This is a genomic window from Streptomyces sp. NPDC006385 (assembly GCF_040612485.1).
Lineage (GTDB): Bacteria > Actinomycetota > Actinomycetes > Streptomycetales > Streptomycetaceae > Streptomyces.
Map to the genome: position 1 here is coordinate 283,288 of NZ_JBEXQG010000001.1, position 15,720 is coordinate 299,007.

The window sequence follows — 15,720 nt, forward strand, 5'->3', positions numbered from 1 at the left end:
GCGTCCGACGACGCGTCAATAGACGAATGGCATGCCAAAGGAAGATCGATCACTGTGCCCCCGTGATTCCGCGCGCCGAACCCAGCGTTTCAGCAGCACGATGCGCTTTTTACACTGCCTGTGATGAATATTTCCACGCCGACGGCTGAGCTGCCGTGACAGGGCAGCGCTGAACAGCCGGAGCCATCGAATGCTCTCTGAAGACGCGGCGCTTCACATGGCGCCGCCGCAACCCCCGCTGATAAAGGCCCCCGTGCACGACCGCCAGCTCCTCGGCGGCGACCGCCGGGACCGATCCTTACAGAGCCGACCCGAACGAGTCAACCTTTATCGGTCCGGCTTTTGATCGTTTGGGATCGTCTTTGCACGGGATATTTGTTGCCAGGAAAACAGTCTGCGGATTCAACCTTTCCGCTTTTAGGATGCGTTCCCGGGCCACGCGTCGATCGCCGCGTCCTCCGCGGCGTAGTCGGGGCGGTCGTCGGGGTCGTCCCCGGCCGGCTGGGCCGACTCCCAGGCGACCGTGCGCATGATCGCGTCGGCCCGCGCCGTCGGCTCGGTGTAGCCCAGTTCCCGCCGGATCCGGCTGGTGTCGACGACGAGGTCCTGGCGGAACTCGATGCCCGTGACGAGGTGCCCGGGGAGCCGGTCAGGGGGTAGGAACCGCACCTTTCCGCCCCATCCGGCCGCGGCACCGATCGCGAGGACCCACTCCTCCTCGCTCCAGGGATCGCGTTCTCCCACGTTGTAGGTACGCCCGGTGGCGCGCGGATCACCCGTGGCCAGCACGATCGCCGCCGCCACGTCCTCCACATAACCGCGGGTCAACCGCCAGGTCCGGAAGCCCTCGTCGAGGAGGACCGTCTCCCGGCCGTCGCGCATGGGGCGCAGGATCTCGCGTGCGCGGCGCTGGTGGTCGCCCGGTCCGTACACCATCGGCAGGCGGAGCACGGTGGTCCGCAGATCGCGGCACTCCCGGAAGACCTCCTCGGCGAGGAGCTTGTCGTAGGCGTCCGGCGACCCGGCCCGCTGCTCGCGCGGCATCGAGTCCTCGGTCAGCGGCACCGGCACCGGCCCGTCCTCGGCGGCGCCGGTCACCACGGCGAACCCCTGGTACACGTCGACGCTGCTGATCATCACCGCCCGCGCGGCCAGACCGCGGAACACCTCGACCGTGCGCCTCGCGTCCGTCCGGGACATCGCGCCCATGTCCAGCACGAGGTCCGGCCGGAACGCGGCGAAGGCGGCGGCATGGTCGTGCAATGCGGCACGGTCACCGTGCAGATGACACACCTGGTCGGGCACGTCCGCGCAACCCGTCTCACCTCGGTGAAAAACCAGAATCTCGTGCCCGCGCGCCAGCAGTCCGCGCAACACCCACGGTCCGATGAATCGGGTTCCCCCGAGAACAGCGATTCTCATGGGGGTATGGTAGACGCCGCAATCCCTTACACCTGGGGAATACGAAAAAGGGGGAACTGACGGATGGAATCTGTCATCTACCGTGTTGTTGTCAACGGCGAGGAGCAGTACTCGATCTGGCCGGCGGATCGCGAACTCGCGCCTGGTTGGTCCGACACCGGAAAGACGGGGACCAAGGAGGAATGCCTCCGCGACATCAACGACGTATGGACAGACATGCGTCCGCTGTCACTCCGGCAGCAGATGGAGCGGTCGGCGGGATGACCGGAGCGGAATCCCGGTAGGGGGCCAGGACGGCGGAACTACGCTCACAAGCGGAATTCCCGTGCGCGCATTTCGGCGCTGTGCCGCGGTACGACCAGGGCGTGCCGCGGCGCAGCACGGCCGCTCGTCCGCCTTGGACGGCCCGATCCGCACGTCGACAGAGGTACCCGCCGTGGCCGAGTGGCGCCGTCAGTGGTTCTCCGTTGCCAGCCAGCCGGCCAGGCCCAGCATGGCCACCCCTGTCAGAACGTCCAACCGACCCCGGCCAGGTCCTGTGAGTCCCCTGTGGCGCAGGCGACTTCCCAGAGCCGCATAACCCCATGCACAGCAGAACTCGATACCGATGTACGCGGCGCCGAGCGCCAGCAGCGGGGCGGCGCCCCCTTCGGCGCCGCGCGGCAGGAACTGCGGCAGGAACACCGCGAACAGGATCAGCGCCTTGGGGTTCGTCACCGCCACCAGGAACTCCTGCCGACCCAGCCGCCACGCCGTACGCCGTCCGCGCACGCCCTCCCCATCGACACCGCCGACGGCCGACTCCTCGTCACCGTCGCTCCGTCCGCGCACGCCGGTCAGGATCGTCCGTGCCCCCAGCCACAACAGATAGGCCACACCGCACCACTTGATCACGTTGAAGGCCGCCTCCGACGCGGTCAGCACCGCCCCTAGTCCGGCTGCCACCGCCACCACCATGGACGCGAAGGCCGTGAAGCGACCCAGCGATGCGCTCACGGCCGGAGCGAGACCGTGCCGCAGACCGTTACGGAGGGCCATCAACTGATTCGCCCCAGGCGTGGCGGCCAGCAACAGCGCCGCCGGAACGAACGTCGTCCACTCCACATCACCGATCACGACGCAACGTCTACCCACGGCTCCGGACCGCTCACAGCGACGCGGTCCGCGCCGCGGTCGTCCACGCGAAGCCGTCCGGGTCGGTGAACGGCCCGGCGCTGCTGCCGATCGCGAGCCGGTGCGAGCCGGTGCCGTCCGGATCGACGCCGGCGACCTTGGCCAGGGCACGGCGCTTGTACAGCGCCAGCTTGACGGGACCCGGCCCGGTGGCGAACTCGACGTACTTGCCGCCGAAGCTTTTCGCCACGGTGAGGCCGCGTTCGACGTAGAACTGCTTGCTGGCCTTCACGTCCTCGACGCCGAGCAGCAGCACGATCTCGTCGATCCGCCGGGTGGCCGGGCCGGTGTCCTTCTTCGCCGACGACGCAACCTGCCAGATGGTCCCGTCCGGGGCCTGTACGACGCCCCCGTAGCCCCAAAGCGATCTGGTGGCGGGCTTCAGCACCGTGGCGCCGGCTTCCACGGCCGCGTCGACGAGGGCGTGGACGCCGGCCGGCTGGGACACCACGAGCGACAGGGTGAACCCGCGAAAGCCGGTCGTCGGTGCGTCCGAGGCAAGCAGGCGTATCTGACTGCCCAGGCCGAAAGCGGTGCTGTAGAAGCGGTGGGCGGCGGTGGGGTCGGCCACCTCAAGGGTGACGGATTCGATGGAAGTCATGACGACGACGCTAGGTGCGGCTGTGAGAGTCACGCTTCTCGATTCCTGACCAGATCGAAGACCACGTCGGCACGACCCGGGCTCGCCCGATGACCGACTCACCGACTCACCGACTGAGCGACTGAGCGCGGCTCACACTCAGTCGACCGGTTGCGGATGGCCGAAGAGGAGGTCGTAGCCCGGAGGGAGCTGGAGCAGGATCCGGTTCATCAGTTCTTCGCCCGCGACGTCGGCCACCACGGAGAGCACGGCGCTGACATCCCAGGTGGCGGTCCGTTCTGTCGCGCCCTCGATCCATGCGGATGCCGCGCGGATGAATCGCTCAGGTGGGAGTGGTTCGTGTGCCTGGAGGGGGTTGACCAGGACCAGTGCCATGGTTTCGGGCAACCGGGCGGCCAGCTCGGACCGCACCTCTCCCACCAGGTGTGCGCCCAACAGGGCGAGAACGGTGCGGGCGGCCCGTTCGGCCTCTTGCCGCGTGCGGTATTCCCCGCGTTCTTGGACCGCGTCCAAGAACGCGTCCCAGTGCATGCGCATCGTTCCTCCCGGGCTTCGTCCGCGCGGGGTGGCCGTTTTCGACGGGTGGGGCCATGGCCCCACCCGTCCGTTGCCGGGTCAGCCGCTGATCTCCTTGCGGGTGTCGCCGCCGCTGATCGCGATCTTGCGGGGCTTGGCCTGCTCGGCGACCGGGATGGTCAGGCGCAGCACGCCCGCGCCGTAGGAGGCGTCGATGCGCTCGGTGTCCAGGGTGTCGCCGAGGAAGAGCTGGCGGCTGAAGGTTCCGGTGGGCCGCTCGGCGACCACGACCTCGGCGCCCTCGGCCGCGCTGGAGCGGCGTTCGGCCTTGACGGTCAGCACGTTGCGTTCGACGTCGAGGTCGATCGACTCCGGATCGACGCCGGGGAGGTCGAGTTCGACGACGAAGGTGTCGCCCTCACGGTAGGCGTCCATCGGCATGGCCGCGGGGTGGGCAGGGGTGCCCAGAAGTTGCTGGGTGAGGCGGTCCAGCTCGCGGAAGGGGTCCGTACGCATCAGCATCGTCACCACTCCCTTCTTCGGGATGCTGGGATGCGTGTAACAACCTCACTGACTTATATAGCTCACCGTAAGAAAGTTTGACAACAACCGACGCAAGTTCTGCCGGAGGTCGAGCCTGGCCGCCATGGCTCTCCCTCGGTCAAGGCGTGTCAGTGGTGGTGGCCGTGCCGGCCGAGGTTCTCCACGGGGGTCGCGCCGGGGCGGGTCCACTGCGGCACGGGGCGGCTGGTCGGGCCCCAGGTGGCGTTCCCGTCCGCGTCCGAGCGCCAGGACCAGCACGGGCTGCCGCCCTCGGGCCACCCCTCGGGCTTGTCCTCCCACGCCTCGCCACGGCCGTAGGGCGTCATGTCGAGCAGGCCGAGGGAACCGTTGACCCGCTCGTTGCCCCGGCCCGTCGTGGAGTAGGTGAGGAACACTCGGTCGCCGTCGCGCAGGAAGCAGGTGAGGAAGCCCATCTCGCCGCCGACCGGCGCGTCCACGCCGCGCACGGAGTACCAGGGCTGGGTGTAGCCCATGAACGCGACGTAGGAGGCCACCTCGTCCCAGGGGCCCGTGGTCACGATGGCGAACGAGACACCGCGGGCGTTGAGGTAGACGGCGTCCTTCAGGTGCCAGGCCGTGGTGGTGCAGCCCTCGCACTGCCCCTGGTGCGGCGCGCCGTCGTACCACATGTGCTTGTAGACCACGAGTTCGTCGCGCCCCTGGAACAGGTCCAGGAACGGGACCGGGCCGTCGGGTCCGACGACCTCGACCGTCCCGTCGCACTCCACCATCGGCAGTCGGCGGCGGGCCGCGGCGAGGGCGTCGCCCTCGCGGGTGTGGGCCTTCTCGCGGACCAGCAGCTCGTCACGGGCGGCCTGCCAGGTGGCCAGGTCGACCACGGGTGGGCGGCCGGGCAGCGTGACGGTCGGGTCGTGAGGCGTGGTCGTCATGGTGTCCTCCGTGGTGTCCGGTGCCGGGCGGCGTCGTACGCCGCTCTACGGCGGTCGGCAGTAGGGACTCCCGACCCGTCCGGAACTCATCGCAGCGGGACGCCCTCGGCCGAACCCGCACGGCCACGTCGGGCTGACGACTTCACAGACCCGCTCTGCTTCGCGGGTTCGCGGGTTCGCCGTCGATGATCCAGACGTTGCGATTCCTGTCGGCCCAGACCGCCCAGAGGGCGAGCAGGAGCGCACCGGTCGCCACGACGAGAGCCACCAGGAGGGCGCCTTCGACGCCATGCGTTTGCGCGAGGCGTCCCGACAGGGCTTGTCCGCCGGCCGTCCCGAGAGGGCCGCCCGCGCACAGGACGGTCATCGCGACCGCCGCCCGCCCGGCAGGGGCGAGTCGTTCGGTCAACGCGTACAGGCTGATCATGTAGGGCGCGACGGTGAAGCTCGCCAGCACGACAGCTACGGGGAGGGACGCCAGCCGGGCTCCGACGAAGAGGACCAGCATGCCGACGGAGAGTGCCGCGGCGAACGAGACGTAGCGGGCACGCAAGGAGAACCGTTGCGGGAGCCAGGCACAGGCCGCACCGGCCAAGGCGCTGCCGATGCCGAACGCGGCGTACACGAGCCCCGAGGCGCCGGGCTTGTCGATCGCGTCGGCGTACACGGTGACGGCCGTCTGGATCGCTCCGAAGACCGCCCCCATCGCGACCATCGCCAGGAACACGACGACCAGCGGGCGACGCGGCAGCCGCGACTTCCTGTGCTCCCCCGCAAGGGGTTGCTGCGTGGGGGTGCCCTGGGCGTAGCGGAGGGCGAAGGGAAGGGTGCTCGATGCGATCAGGGCCATGGTCGCCACCGTGGGTGCGAGGGGACAGGCCGCCGCGAGAAGCCCCACGAGCGCCGGTCCGGCGACGAAGCTCATCTCGTCGGCGGATGCCTCGTAGGACAGTGCCGCCGGCATCAGGTCGCGCCTCTCGTACGAGCGCACCAGACGAGACCAGTGCACGCGCACGAGAGGGCCCACCTGGGGCTGGGTCAGGCCCACGAGAGCGGCCGCGGCGAACATACTCTCCCGGCTGCCTTGACTCGCGACGAGCAGGGCGGCCCAGGCACCGAAGTTGGCGATCGCGGCGGCGATTCCGACGGACCGGTGTCCGTGGCGGTCGGCAAGGGCCCCCACCAGCGGTCCGCCGATGGCGATGGCGATGCTCTGGGCCGCACTGGCGAGTCCGGCGAAGGCGTAGCTGTCGGTCGATGCCTGGAGCAGGATGAGTGTGGAGAGAGCCGAGGTCGCGTACGGCAGACGGGCGAGGAACCCCAGCGGGAAGAAGCCGACGCCTGCGACGCGCAGCAGGGAGCGGTACGACACTGATGTCTCCATCGGGTACGTCGAGGAGACGCACCACCCAGCCACCAGCGCGTCGACGAGCCCGATTCTGATCGTCACGGTAGCGGAGGCGGATCGCTCGGCGCGATGGATGAACAGCAACTCCCCGCATTCGCGCTGCAAAGCGCCCTCGCCGCCGGCGCGTGGCCGGGCGGCGCACGGGCGCATGACGAGTGCGGCGACGTGATAGGTGCAGGGCTCCGGGGCGGGGTTGGCGTAGCCGTGGGTGACGTCGGCGGCGAAGTACACCGAGTCCCCCGCCCCGAGGTCCACGGTCCTGTCGCCCAGCGTCAGGCGCAGGGTTCCTGATTCGACGGCGATGAACTCGTGGGAGCCGGAGGCGTACGCCGGGAAGTCGCCCGCGTCGCAGCCCGGCGGCAGCGTGGTGCGGACCTTCAGTCGGGCAGGTCGCCGTTGCCGCCCAGGTTGGCGACCATGCGGCGCAGGACATTGATCGTGGTGACGAAGTCGGCCGTGTCGATGCCTTCGTGCATCTGCCGGTGCACGCGCAAGTTGCGTTCCCTGGCTCGAACGCGGCCCGCCTCCCCGGCCTCGGTCAACGTCATGATCCCCGCGTCTTCCCGCAACCATCCGCGGGTGACGAGGTCGTCGAACACGCCGTTGAAGTCGATCCCGAGATCCTCGTACTGCGCCAGTCGCTCGATCAATGTCGCACGGTTCCATTTGCCTGGATCCCCGGCGACGTGGTTGAGCGCCCACCAATGCGGCTGCGTGAGCCCCTCCACCGCCAACTGCGCACGGAGCGCTCCGACTACGCGCCGGTACGCCTCCCCGCTCCACGCGCCGATGGGCTGCCCGGCCAGCTCCTCCTGCGAATACTCCATGAGTGTCACGCGTACACGCCCCCTTCGATCGATCACCTGGACGCGATCAGCGTAAAACCTCAAGTCAGCTTGAGGTCAAAGTGGTTCCTGCCGGTCCTGGTCGTTCTCCGGCCCACCGCCCCGGGTGCAGGCCGAGCCAGCCGGGCGAAGGGGCGCCCTTCACCTCTCCCACGTACAGGGTGAGTCGCCGGCGGAAGCGCCCGATGAGGGCACGGTCGGCCATGAAGTTCTCGAAGCCGTCGAGTGGGCGCCGCGGTACTCCCGGAGGGGCGGTACCCGGCGTGCGGCGCCACGTCCGTGCGCACGGGGCACATGGAGAAGTCGGACCGGGTCTGCTTCGACAGCCACCAGTTCAGGTACAGCCTGCGGCGGCCGGGTACTTTCGCGTCCTTGAGGACGGTGGCGCGCTGGGCCCAGGCCATGAAGGGATCGTGCTTCGGCACGACGAACCGGGTCTTCACGCCGTCGGCCGGGTGAGCATGCCGTCCGCGCCGAGCGCGATGGCCGCGGTGCCTGCCTCGACACGGTCGGCGGGCTCCTGCGTACCGAAGCCGTACTTGTCGACGATGAGCTTGTAGGGGTACAGGACGGCGTCGTCGTCGTTCGGGAACGTCGAGACGATCTTCCCCTTCCAGCGCGGACCGAGGAGGTCCCTGACGCGTCGACGCAGAGTGGAACGCCGGCCCACTCGGCACGCGGCACGATGCCGGAGCCGTCAGGGTCGTAGGCCGACGGTGCGGGCACATCATGTCTCGTCCGGGCCAGTCACGGCCAAGGCCGGGCTTCCTCCCCTGCTCAGGCCGGCTCGCGTACCAGGTGGACGAGCGCGGAGGCGTAGTCGTCCGCTACCAGGTCCAATGGCAGCCCATGCGTGAGCAGCACGGCGCCGTGGTGGACGGCTCCGGTCGTCGTGTCGCGGTAACGGGCCGAAGGGTCGAGGGCACGCAGGGGCAGCGCGGGGTCCCGGTGACCGAAGCGCCGTGCACGCCGCAGAGCGATCACCGCGGTCTCACGGCCGTCGGGCGCCAGGTACTGCACGGCGCTCAACTCCCCGTCTCCGAGCGGCCGTAGACGGTACTGCTCGCCCAACTGCACCAGGTGCCGTACGCCCTTGTACGCCGCGACGAGTTCGGCGGCCCGGGACAGCTCGGCGCTCCCCCACCGGTTCAGGTCGCCGCCGATGCCCAGGACGCCGGTCATGGCGACATGGAAACGGAAGTCCAGGGGCGCGCTCCGCCCGGTGTACGGGTTGGGGCTGTCGGTCACCCAGGCGCCCATGACACGCGCGGGGTACAGCTGGGAGAAGCCGTGCTGGATCTCGACGCGGTCCGCCGCGTCGGTGTTGTCGGAGGTCCACACCTGGTCGGTGCGGGCGAGGATGCCGAGGTCGAGGCGGCCTCCGCCGCTGCTGCACGACTCGACGCGCAGGTGCGGATGGTCGGCGCGCAGCCGGTCGAGCAGCGCGTACAGGGCGTGGACGTGGTCGGTCCACAGCCGGTCGGGGTCGCCCTCGGCGTCGGGCCAGCCCGCCTCGGTGAAGGGGCGGTTCATGTCCCACTTGAGGAAGTCGATGGCGTTCTTCGACAGCAGTTCGTCGAGCCGGCCGTGGAGCCAGGCGGCCACGTCGGGGCGGGCGAGGTTGAGGACCAGCTGGTTGCGGTGTTCGGTGCGGCGGCGGTGCGGGTGGTGGAGCACCCAGTCGGGGTGGGCGCGGTACAGGTCGCTGTCCGGGTTGACCATCTCGGGTTCGACCCACAGGCCGAACTGCATGCCGAGGTCGTGGACCCGGTCGATGAGAGGGGTGAGGCCGTCGGGGAAGCGCTCGGGGTTGGGCGTCCAGTCGCCGAGTCCGGCGGCGTCGTGGGTGCGGGCGCCGAACCAGCCGTCGTCCATGACGAACAGCTCCACGCCGAGCGCCGCCGCCTTCTGCGCCAGCTCGATCTGTGCGGTGACGTCGATGTCGAACTCGGTGGCCTCCCAGGAGTTGTACAGGACCGGCCGCACTTCGCCGGCGTGCGGCAGCACGTGGTCGAGGACGTGGCGGTGCCACAGGCGGCTCGCGGCGCCGAAGCCGCCCTCGGTGTACGCGCCCGCGCACACGGGCGTGGTCAGTTCCGCGCCGGGCGGCAGTTCCGAGGTGACCGGGTCGTGGCCGAAGCCCGCCGAGAGGGTGACCCGTTCGGTGGGCAGCCGCTGGGCGGTCAGTCGCCAGCTGCCGCTCCAGGCGAGGGCGCAGGACCAGACGGCGCCGTGGTCCTCCGTGGTGCGCCCGTCGTCGATCATGGCCCAGGGGTTGGCCAGGTGGCTGGTGGTGCCACGGCGGCTCGTCAACACCGTCTCCCCGTACGCAAGCGGCGTGCGGTTCAGCTGTGTCTCCGCCGACCACTGACCGCGGACCTGGCTCAGCCGGTACTCCCCCAGCCGGGGCAGGACCCAGGTGGCCGAGTCGGCGCGGACGACGGTGACCGGCTCGTCGGCCTCGCCGCCGGTGTGCCGGAGCCGGAGGTGGCGTTCGATCACGTCCGTTCCGGGGCGCAGGCGGTAGTGGGCGTCGATGGTGAGGGGGTAGTGGTGGTCGGCGAACCGCAGCACCAGTTCCGTGCCGCCGTCGGGATGGTCGCGGCGTGTCTCCTCGACGAAGCGGGGTTCGAGGTCGCGTACGCCGTCGGGGAAACGGACCTGGACGCCCGCAAGGGCGTAGCGCAGGGCTCCCGCGGTGTCGAGGTCGAGGGTGCCGTCGGTGGCGTCCTCGAAGGGCCGGTAGCCGGGCTGCGGGTACCGGAGCAGGGATGCGGCCTGTTCGAGGGTGAGGCGGGGGCCCCAGTGCAGGCCGCGGAGTCGGTGGTCGTCGTCGAGGTGGAGGACGTAGCTGGACCCGGGTCCGGACAGGACCCACAGCTTGTGCTCGGGGTCGTGGGTGATGCTCGGCATGGCGGCCTTTCGGGCTGGGGGCGGGGCGGCTGGCGTGCCGCGGCTGAGGCGGGTGTCCGGACCGCCGCCGGGACGGGAGTGCCGTCCCGGCGGTGGCTCCTCGGGGTGACGGTCAGCCGTTGACCGGGGCGACTTCGATGTAGTCGATGTCGGGCGCCCAGGAGGAGGAGTTGGCGAACTTCAGGGTGTTGGTGCCGGCGCTCAGGCTGACGGTCGTCGGCAGGGTCCAGTAGTCGTTCCAGCTGTAGGTGTTGCGGAAGGGCAGCGTGTCGGCGGTGCCGCCGTTGACCGACAGCTGCGCGGTGCGGGACTCGACGTTGATGTTGTAGTTGCCGGACCCGGCCCGCTGGTTGTTGGCGTAGTGGACGACGACCGTGTAGCGGCCGGCCGCGGAGGCGTTCACGTTGCCGAAGGTGAGCGTGTTGCCGCTGCCGTTGCCGATGAAGCCGACCTTCTTGCCGCCCGACGCCCAGGTGTCCGAGGCCACCGCGGCCTGCCCGGCCAGGGTGGCGTTCTCGGCCTCGTACTTGGCGACGCCGCTGGTGTCACCGGAGCCGGCCACCTTCAGGTCGCGCAGGGTGAGCGTGGTGCCGCTGTTCGGGCTGACCGCGATCCGGTTGATACCGGCGGACAGGTACAGCCTGGAGCTGGAGGTCGTGGCCGACCCGTTCGACGACGCGTAGGTGGCGACCGTGGTGCCGTTCAGGGCGAGGGCGGTGCTGCCGCCGGACGAGGAGTAGCCCGTCTTGACGGTGTAGTAGCCGTCGGTCGGGGCGTACGCGTCGAAGGTGGCCTTGTCCCCGCTGGTCATGACCAGGCTGCCGGTGCCGGTCTCGCCGACGTCGCCGTACGAGTAGGCCGGGCTGCCGCTGATGTCGGCGAACGTGGCCTCGTACACCGTCTCCGAGGTGCTCGCGGCGGCGGTGAGGTCGATCTTGTCGAGGGTCACCTCCCCCTTCGCGGTGCCCAGCGTCGGGTCCGTGACCGCGAGCGACACGGTGTGGCTGCCGGCGCTCAGGCTGACCGGGACGGTGACGGTGGAGCGGTACTGCCAGTTCAGCGTCGAGGGGTAGTTCACGAACCTCGGGTTGGCGCCGTCCACGCGCAGAACCTGCTGGGACGGGGCGCCGGTCTGGTTGCCGTAGAAGACGCGGAGGTTGTAGGTGCCGGCGGACGGGACGTTGACGGTGAAGACGACCTTGCTGTCGCTCTGGCTGAGGAAGCCGACGTCCTTGGTGCCGGAGGTCGCGTACATCTGGGCGGTGCCGAAGTTGGCCCCGGTGCCCTGGGTGACGACGGTGCCGTTGGTGATGGCCGCGTTCTCGGCCTCGTAGGAGGCGGAGAACGGCACGCTGGGCGTGGCGGCCGTGCCGCCGCCGTTCGGGGTGACCGTGATGCGGTAGGCGGACATGGGGTCCAGGCCGGTCAGCGGCACGGTGACGGAGCCACCCGAGGGGGTGAAAGCGGCGCGGGAGATGGTCTGCGGCGGCGCGGAGGCGCCTTCGTAACCGCTCCAGCCGAGGGCCTGCACGGTGACCTCGACCTTGCTGCCGAACGTGGCGCTCGGGATGTTGTTGATCACCACGTTGCTGTCGGTGGCGGAGCCGCCCACGATCACCTGGGCCTGCTTGCGGCCGGTGTCGAGGGACGCCATGCCCTGCAGCGTGTCCTTGACGTTGGGCTGCGGCGGGGTGGTCTTGACCGTCTGCCCGGTCATCCCGGCGTACCAGCGCCAGAACCACCACGTGCCGTTGGGGACGTTGGTGCGGACGGTGTTGCCGTCCATGTTGCCCGCGATGTCCCAGTACGGCTGCTGCGCGTAGACCTTGGTGTCCTCGAACATCGCGGCCCACTGCACCATCTGCCCGGGCACCGACTGGTCGCGCCGGTTGGCGTACTCGTTGACGTTGACCGTGATCGGGCTGATGCCGCGGGCGCTCTCCAGGGAGCGGTAGGTGGCGTAGTGGCCACGGTAGTCGGCGAGCGAGCCCGGGTTCAGCTCGTGCCAGGTGAAGACGTCCGGGAGCTGGTTCTTCGACTTGGCGTAGGTCAGGAAGTCGCCGAAGAACTTGCTGTTGAAGGACTCGGTGTTGGGCCCGCCTATCTTCGCGTCCGGAATGATGCTCCGGATCCGGGCGTAGACGGTGCTCCAGTCGGACTCGAACTTGTTCAGGGCCGTCTGGTAGGTGGTGGAGTTGGAGCTCTTGAGGCCGGTGTACCAGTTGCCGTCGGGCTCGTTGAACGGGACGAAGACCACCTTGTCCTCGTACGAGGTCGCCTTGATCGCGTTGACCGCGCTGTCGACCTTGGTGAGGTAGTCGCTGATGCCCAGGTTCTGGTAGGGCCAGTCCGAGTACATGTCCTGGATGTTGGTGTACATCGTGCCGCCGCCGTTGCGGAAGAACGAGGGGGCGACCTTCAGGATGTCGCCGTTGGGGTGCTGCGCTCCGTTCGGGGGCTTCTGGGAGCCGGTGGTGAGCTTCAGCGGCGCCAGCAGGTTGTCACCGGGGACTCCGTCGTCGCTCTGCCCGTAGAGCGCGCCGTTCGAGCCGTGCAGGACGGCTCCGGTGGTGGTGCCGAGGTCGACGGTGAAGGTCTGGGTTGCCGCCGCGGCCGACTGCGGTACGGCGAGGGCCGTGCCGATGAGCGCGGCCACGGCCAGCGCTCCGAGCAGAGACGTTCTCGCACGGCGACCGGGCGGCGGCGCCGCCTGGTGGGTACCGGTGTGGAAGGACATGGGAACCTGGCTTTCTCCTCCCGCCACGTTGCGGGAGGACGGATGGTGGGTGGGCCGAGAGGCGAGTACGGCGCATGTGTTACCGCTCACATCCCCCGCGAAGAGAGCGGTGCGGGGCACTCGCGCACGGGCGGCGCCCCCTCGGGGGTGGTCAGTGCGAGCGGCTGGGTGCCGGGCCGGTGCTCTCACGGACGATCAGCTCGGGCTCCGCCCACAGCGGCGGAAGTGGCGCGTTGTCCGGGTCGAGCAGCCGGTGCAGCATGCCGAACGCGCCGCGCCCGAGCCCCTCGAAGTCCAGCCGTACGGTGGTGAGGGCCGGGTGGGCGTAGCCCGCGTACGGCGCGTCGTCGAAGCCGACGACGCTCAGGTCGCCCGGTACGTCCCGGCCCGCCTCGCGCGCCGCGCGCAGCACGCCCAGCGCCAGTTCGTCGTTGCCGCACAGCACCGCGGTGACCTGCGGGTCGGCGACCAGGGCCCGGGAGGCCAGATAGCCGGATCGCGGGCTCCAGCCGCCTTCGAGCGGCTCGGGGACGGGCAGCCCGGCGTCGGCCAGGGCGTCCCGCCAGCCCTCGGCCCGCTGGCCGACCCGGGTGGTGGAGGAGGGGATCGCCACGTAGTGGACGGTCCGGTGGCCCAGGCTGAGCAGGTACCGGGTGGCCTGCGCCGCGGCCGCGCGGTCGTCCAGCCAGGCCTCGGGCCGGCCGCCGGTGCGCCCGTCCTGCGGCCGCTCCACCACGGCGGCCGCCGGGAACTCGGCGGGCAGGGCGCGCCAGGCGCGTTCGCCGGCCGCGTTGAAGGCGATGACCAGCACCGGCTCGCCCGGCCTGGCGAGCCTGCTCGCCACGTCGTCCGGTGTCAGCGACGACTTCTCGTCCAGGACGCTGATCGCCACCGCGAAGTCCGCCGCCCGCGCCGCCTCCTCTATGCCGCGCAGTGCCAGGGCCGCACCGTACAGGCTGGTGTCCGAGGTGAGCACGGTCACCGAGCGCACCTCTCCCCCGGCCAAGGCCCGGGCGAGCCGGTTGGGCTTGTAGCCCAGCTCGTCGATGACCTCCAGCACCCGGTCCCGGGTGGCCTTCTTCACCTTCGGGCTGCCGTTGACCACGCGGGAGACGGTCTGGTGGGAGACCCCGGCCGCCTTGGCCACGTCGAAGATGCTCACCGAACGGTGCCGGTCGGGGCCGTGCTCGGCGGGTTCTTCGGCGTGAGCGTCCGGGGCTGGCTTCGGCATGGTCGTGGCTCCTGGCGTGCGGTGGGGGCGGGCGGCTGTCGGCGGTGTTCGGCTACTTGATGGCCGCGTTGGACTCCTCGTTCACGGAGTCGGCCGCCTCCTCAGCGGACTGCTGCCCCAGCCAGACCTGGTTGAAGGCATCCTGCACCTTGACGTTGTACGTCGCCGAGGAGGTGGTCAGGGGGTAGCCGACGGTCGTGCCCTCGGCCGCCTTCGAGAAGGCGCTGACGTCCACGCCCCGCTTCTGCCACGCGGCCACGAAGTCCTTGTTGAGCGTGGGGATCCCGGGCCACACCGACCCCTCGGCCACGATGATCTTCTGCGACTCCTCCGATCCGAGCCACTTCACCAGTTCCCACGCCTCCTTGGGGTGCTTGCTGCCGGCGTACAGGGCGTTGCTGAGCCCGTTGTACACCGTTCCCTTGCCCACCGGGCCACTGGGCAGCTCGGCGACTCCGAAGTTGCCCTTCATCGAACCCTGGTAGGCGTTGAGGTCCCAGCTGCCGTCCCAGACGACGGCCGCCTGCTTGCGGGCCAGGACCTGCGGCAACGAGGCCCCGTTGGGGGTGTTGGTGACGGAGGCGGGCACCGCGACGTGGTACTTCAGCCGCAGGTCGCGGACGAACTGGATGGCCTGCACGCAGGACTGCTGGTCGAGCGTCCACTTGCCCCACGCCTTGTCCTGGAGTTTGCAGCCGTTCTGCGTGGCGGCGTTCCACCAGTCGGTCTGGCCGTTGGCCGAGGCGAGGGCGAGTCCGTACTGCTTGACGTGCTTGGCGTCGAAGCCCTTCTCGTTCGGGTGCTTGCCGTTGACGTCGATCGTCAGCTTCTGCAGCGCCTTGACGAAGGTGCCGCCGTCGGTGGTGTTCCAGGTCAGGCCGCCGAGCTGGTCCTGGGTCAGCCCCGCCTTCTTGAGCATGGACTTGTTGTAGACCTGCGCGATGGTGTCCCAGTCCTTCGGCAGGCCGTACTGCTTGCCGTCCTGCTGCCAGCCCGCCAGCAACTTGGCGTCGTAGACGGAGGTGTTGAGCTTGTCGGACTTGATGTAGGGGGTCAGGTCGGTGAGCACGCCCTGCTTGGCGAACTGCGGGAAGTACGCCACGTGGTCCCAGAAGACGTCGGGGGCGGTCTGGCCCGCCATCTGGGTCTGCAGCTTGCTCCAGTACTGGGCCCACGGGTTGAGCTCGATCTTCACCTTGATCTTGGGGTGCTGCTTCTCGAAGACGTCGATCGACTTCTGCAGTGCGGGCTGCTGGACCGCGTCCCAGATGGCGTACCGCAGGGTGACGGTGCCGTCGGAGGAGGCCGCGTCGGACGAACCGCAGGCGGTGGTGAGGCCGAGCAGGAGGGCTCCGGTGGCGGCTGCGGTCAGGGCTCTTGTGGTGGCTGCGGACATGGTCGGGGGTCCTTTCGGGGCGGG

14 protein-coding genes are annotated in these 15,720 nt (G+C 69.8%); 1 reads left to right on the forward strand and 13 read right to left on the reverse strand.

Annotated elements, in window-relative coordinates; translation table 11 throughout:
• Positions 1-417: 417 nt before the first annotated feature.
• Positions 418-1,422 (reverse strand): NAD-dependent epimerase/dehydratase family protein, encoded by a 1,005-nt coding sequence (locus ABZ078_RS01275; RefSeq protein ID WP_356570368.1) that lies wholly within the window; start codon positions 1,420-1,422, stop codon positions 418-420.
• A gap of 63 nt (positions 1,423-1,485) precedes the next feature.
• On the opposite strand from ABZ078_RS01275, the gene ABZ078_RS01280 reads away from it, so the two are divergent.
• Positions 1,486-1,686 (forward strand): MbtH family NRPS accessory protein, encoded by a 201-nt coding sequence (locus ABZ078_RS01280; RefSeq protein WP_356570370.1) that lies wholly within the window; start codon positions 1,486-1,488, stop codon positions 1,684-1,686.
• Positions 1,687-1,875: 189 nt separating this feature from the next.
• Here the strand turns inward: ABZ078_RS01280 and ABZ078_RS01285 are convergent, their stop codons facing one another.
• The 12 genes from ABZ078_RS01285 to ABZ078_RS01340 all read right to left on the reverse strand — a co-directional run bounded on the left by ABZ078_RS01285 (position 1,876) and on the right by ABZ078_RS01340 (position 15,696).
• The gene (locus ABZ078_RS01285) at positions 1,876-2,526 is read right to left on the reverse strand and encodes a LysE family translocator (RefSeq protein ID WP_356570372.1); all 651 of its coding nucleotides are present in this window, start codon (positions 2,524-2,526) and stop codon (positions 1,876-1,878) included.
• A gap of 43 nt (positions 2,527-2,569) precedes the next feature.
• Positions 2,570-3,196, reverse strand: a complete 627-nt coding sequence (locus ABZ078_RS01290) for a glyoxalase (RefSeq protein ID WP_356570374.1) — start codon at positions 3,194-3,196, stop codon at positions 2,570-2,572.
• Positions 3,197-3,334: 138 nt separating this feature from the next.
• Entirely contained in the window at positions 3,335-3,733 is a 399-nt protein-coding gene (locus ABZ078_RS01295) for a DUF2267 domain-containing protein (RefSeq protein ID WP_356570375.1), read from the reverse strand.
• Between the two features lie 78 nt (positions 3,734-3,811).
• Positions 3,812-4,234 carry an Hsp20/alpha crystallin family protein gene (locus tag ABZ078_RS01300; protein WP_356570377.1) on the reverse strand — a complete coding sequence of 141 codons (423 nt, stop codon included), beginning with the start codon at positions 4,232-4,234 and terminating at the stop codon, positions 3,812-3,814.
• 149 nt (positions 4,235-4,383) lie between these two features.
• On the reverse strand, positions 4,384-5,166 hold the full coding sequence (locus tag ABZ078_RS01305) for a DUF899 domain-containing protein (RefSeq protein WP_356570379.1): 783 nt from the start codon (positions 5,164-5,166) through the stop codon (positions 4,384-4,386).
• Positions 5,167-5,308: 142 nt separating this feature from the next.
• Positions 5,309-6,955, reverse strand: coding sequence for an MFS transporter (locus ABZ078_RS01310; protein ID WP_356570479.1), 1,647 nt, complete (start codon positions 6,953-6,955; stop codon positions 5,309-5,311).
• A complete protein-coding gene (locus ABZ078_RS01315; protein ID WP_356570481.1) occupies positions 6,952-7,401 on the reverse strand; it encodes a MarR family transcriptional regulator in 450 nt (149 codons plus the stop codon). The genes ABZ078_RS01310 and ABZ078_RS01315 overlap by 4 nt, the downstream gene beginning before the upstream one ends.
• Before the next feature lie 457 nt (positions 7,402-7,858).
• The gene (locus ABZ078_RS01320; protein ID WP_356570381.1) at positions 7,859-8,089 is read right to left on the reverse strand and encodes a hypothetical protein; all 231 of its coding nucleotides are present in this window, start codon (positions 8,087-8,089) and stop codon (positions 7,859-7,861) included.
• 107 nt (positions 8,090-8,196) lie between these two features.
• Positions 8,197-10,332, reverse strand: coding sequence for an alpha-galactosidase (locus tag ABZ078_RS01325; RefSeq protein ID WP_356570382.1), 2,136 nt, complete (start codon positions 10,330-10,332; stop codon positions 8,197-8,199).
• A gap of 112 nt (positions 10,333-10,444) precedes the next feature.
• Positions 10,445-13,069 carry a CBM35 domain-containing protein gene (locus ABZ078_RS01330; RefSeq protein ID WP_356570384.1) on the reverse strand — a complete coding sequence of 875 codons (2,625 nt, stop codon included), beginning with the start codon at positions 13,067-13,069 and terminating at the stop codon, positions 10,445-10,447.
• 151 nt (positions 13,070-13,220) lie between these two features.
• A complete protein-coding gene (locus ABZ078_RS01335) occupies positions 13,221-14,300 on the reverse strand; it encodes a LacI family DNA-binding transcriptional regulator (protein WP_356570386.1) in 1,080 nt (359 codons plus the stop codon).
• A gap of 52 nt (positions 14,301-14,352) precedes the next feature.
• Positions 14,353-15,696, reverse strand: a complete 1,344-nt coding sequence (locus tag ABZ078_RS01340; RefSeq protein WP_356570388.1) for a sugar ABC transporter substrate-binding protein — start codon at positions 15,694-15,696, stop codon at positions 14,353-14,355.
• Positions 15,697-15,720: the final 24 nt, after the last annotated feature.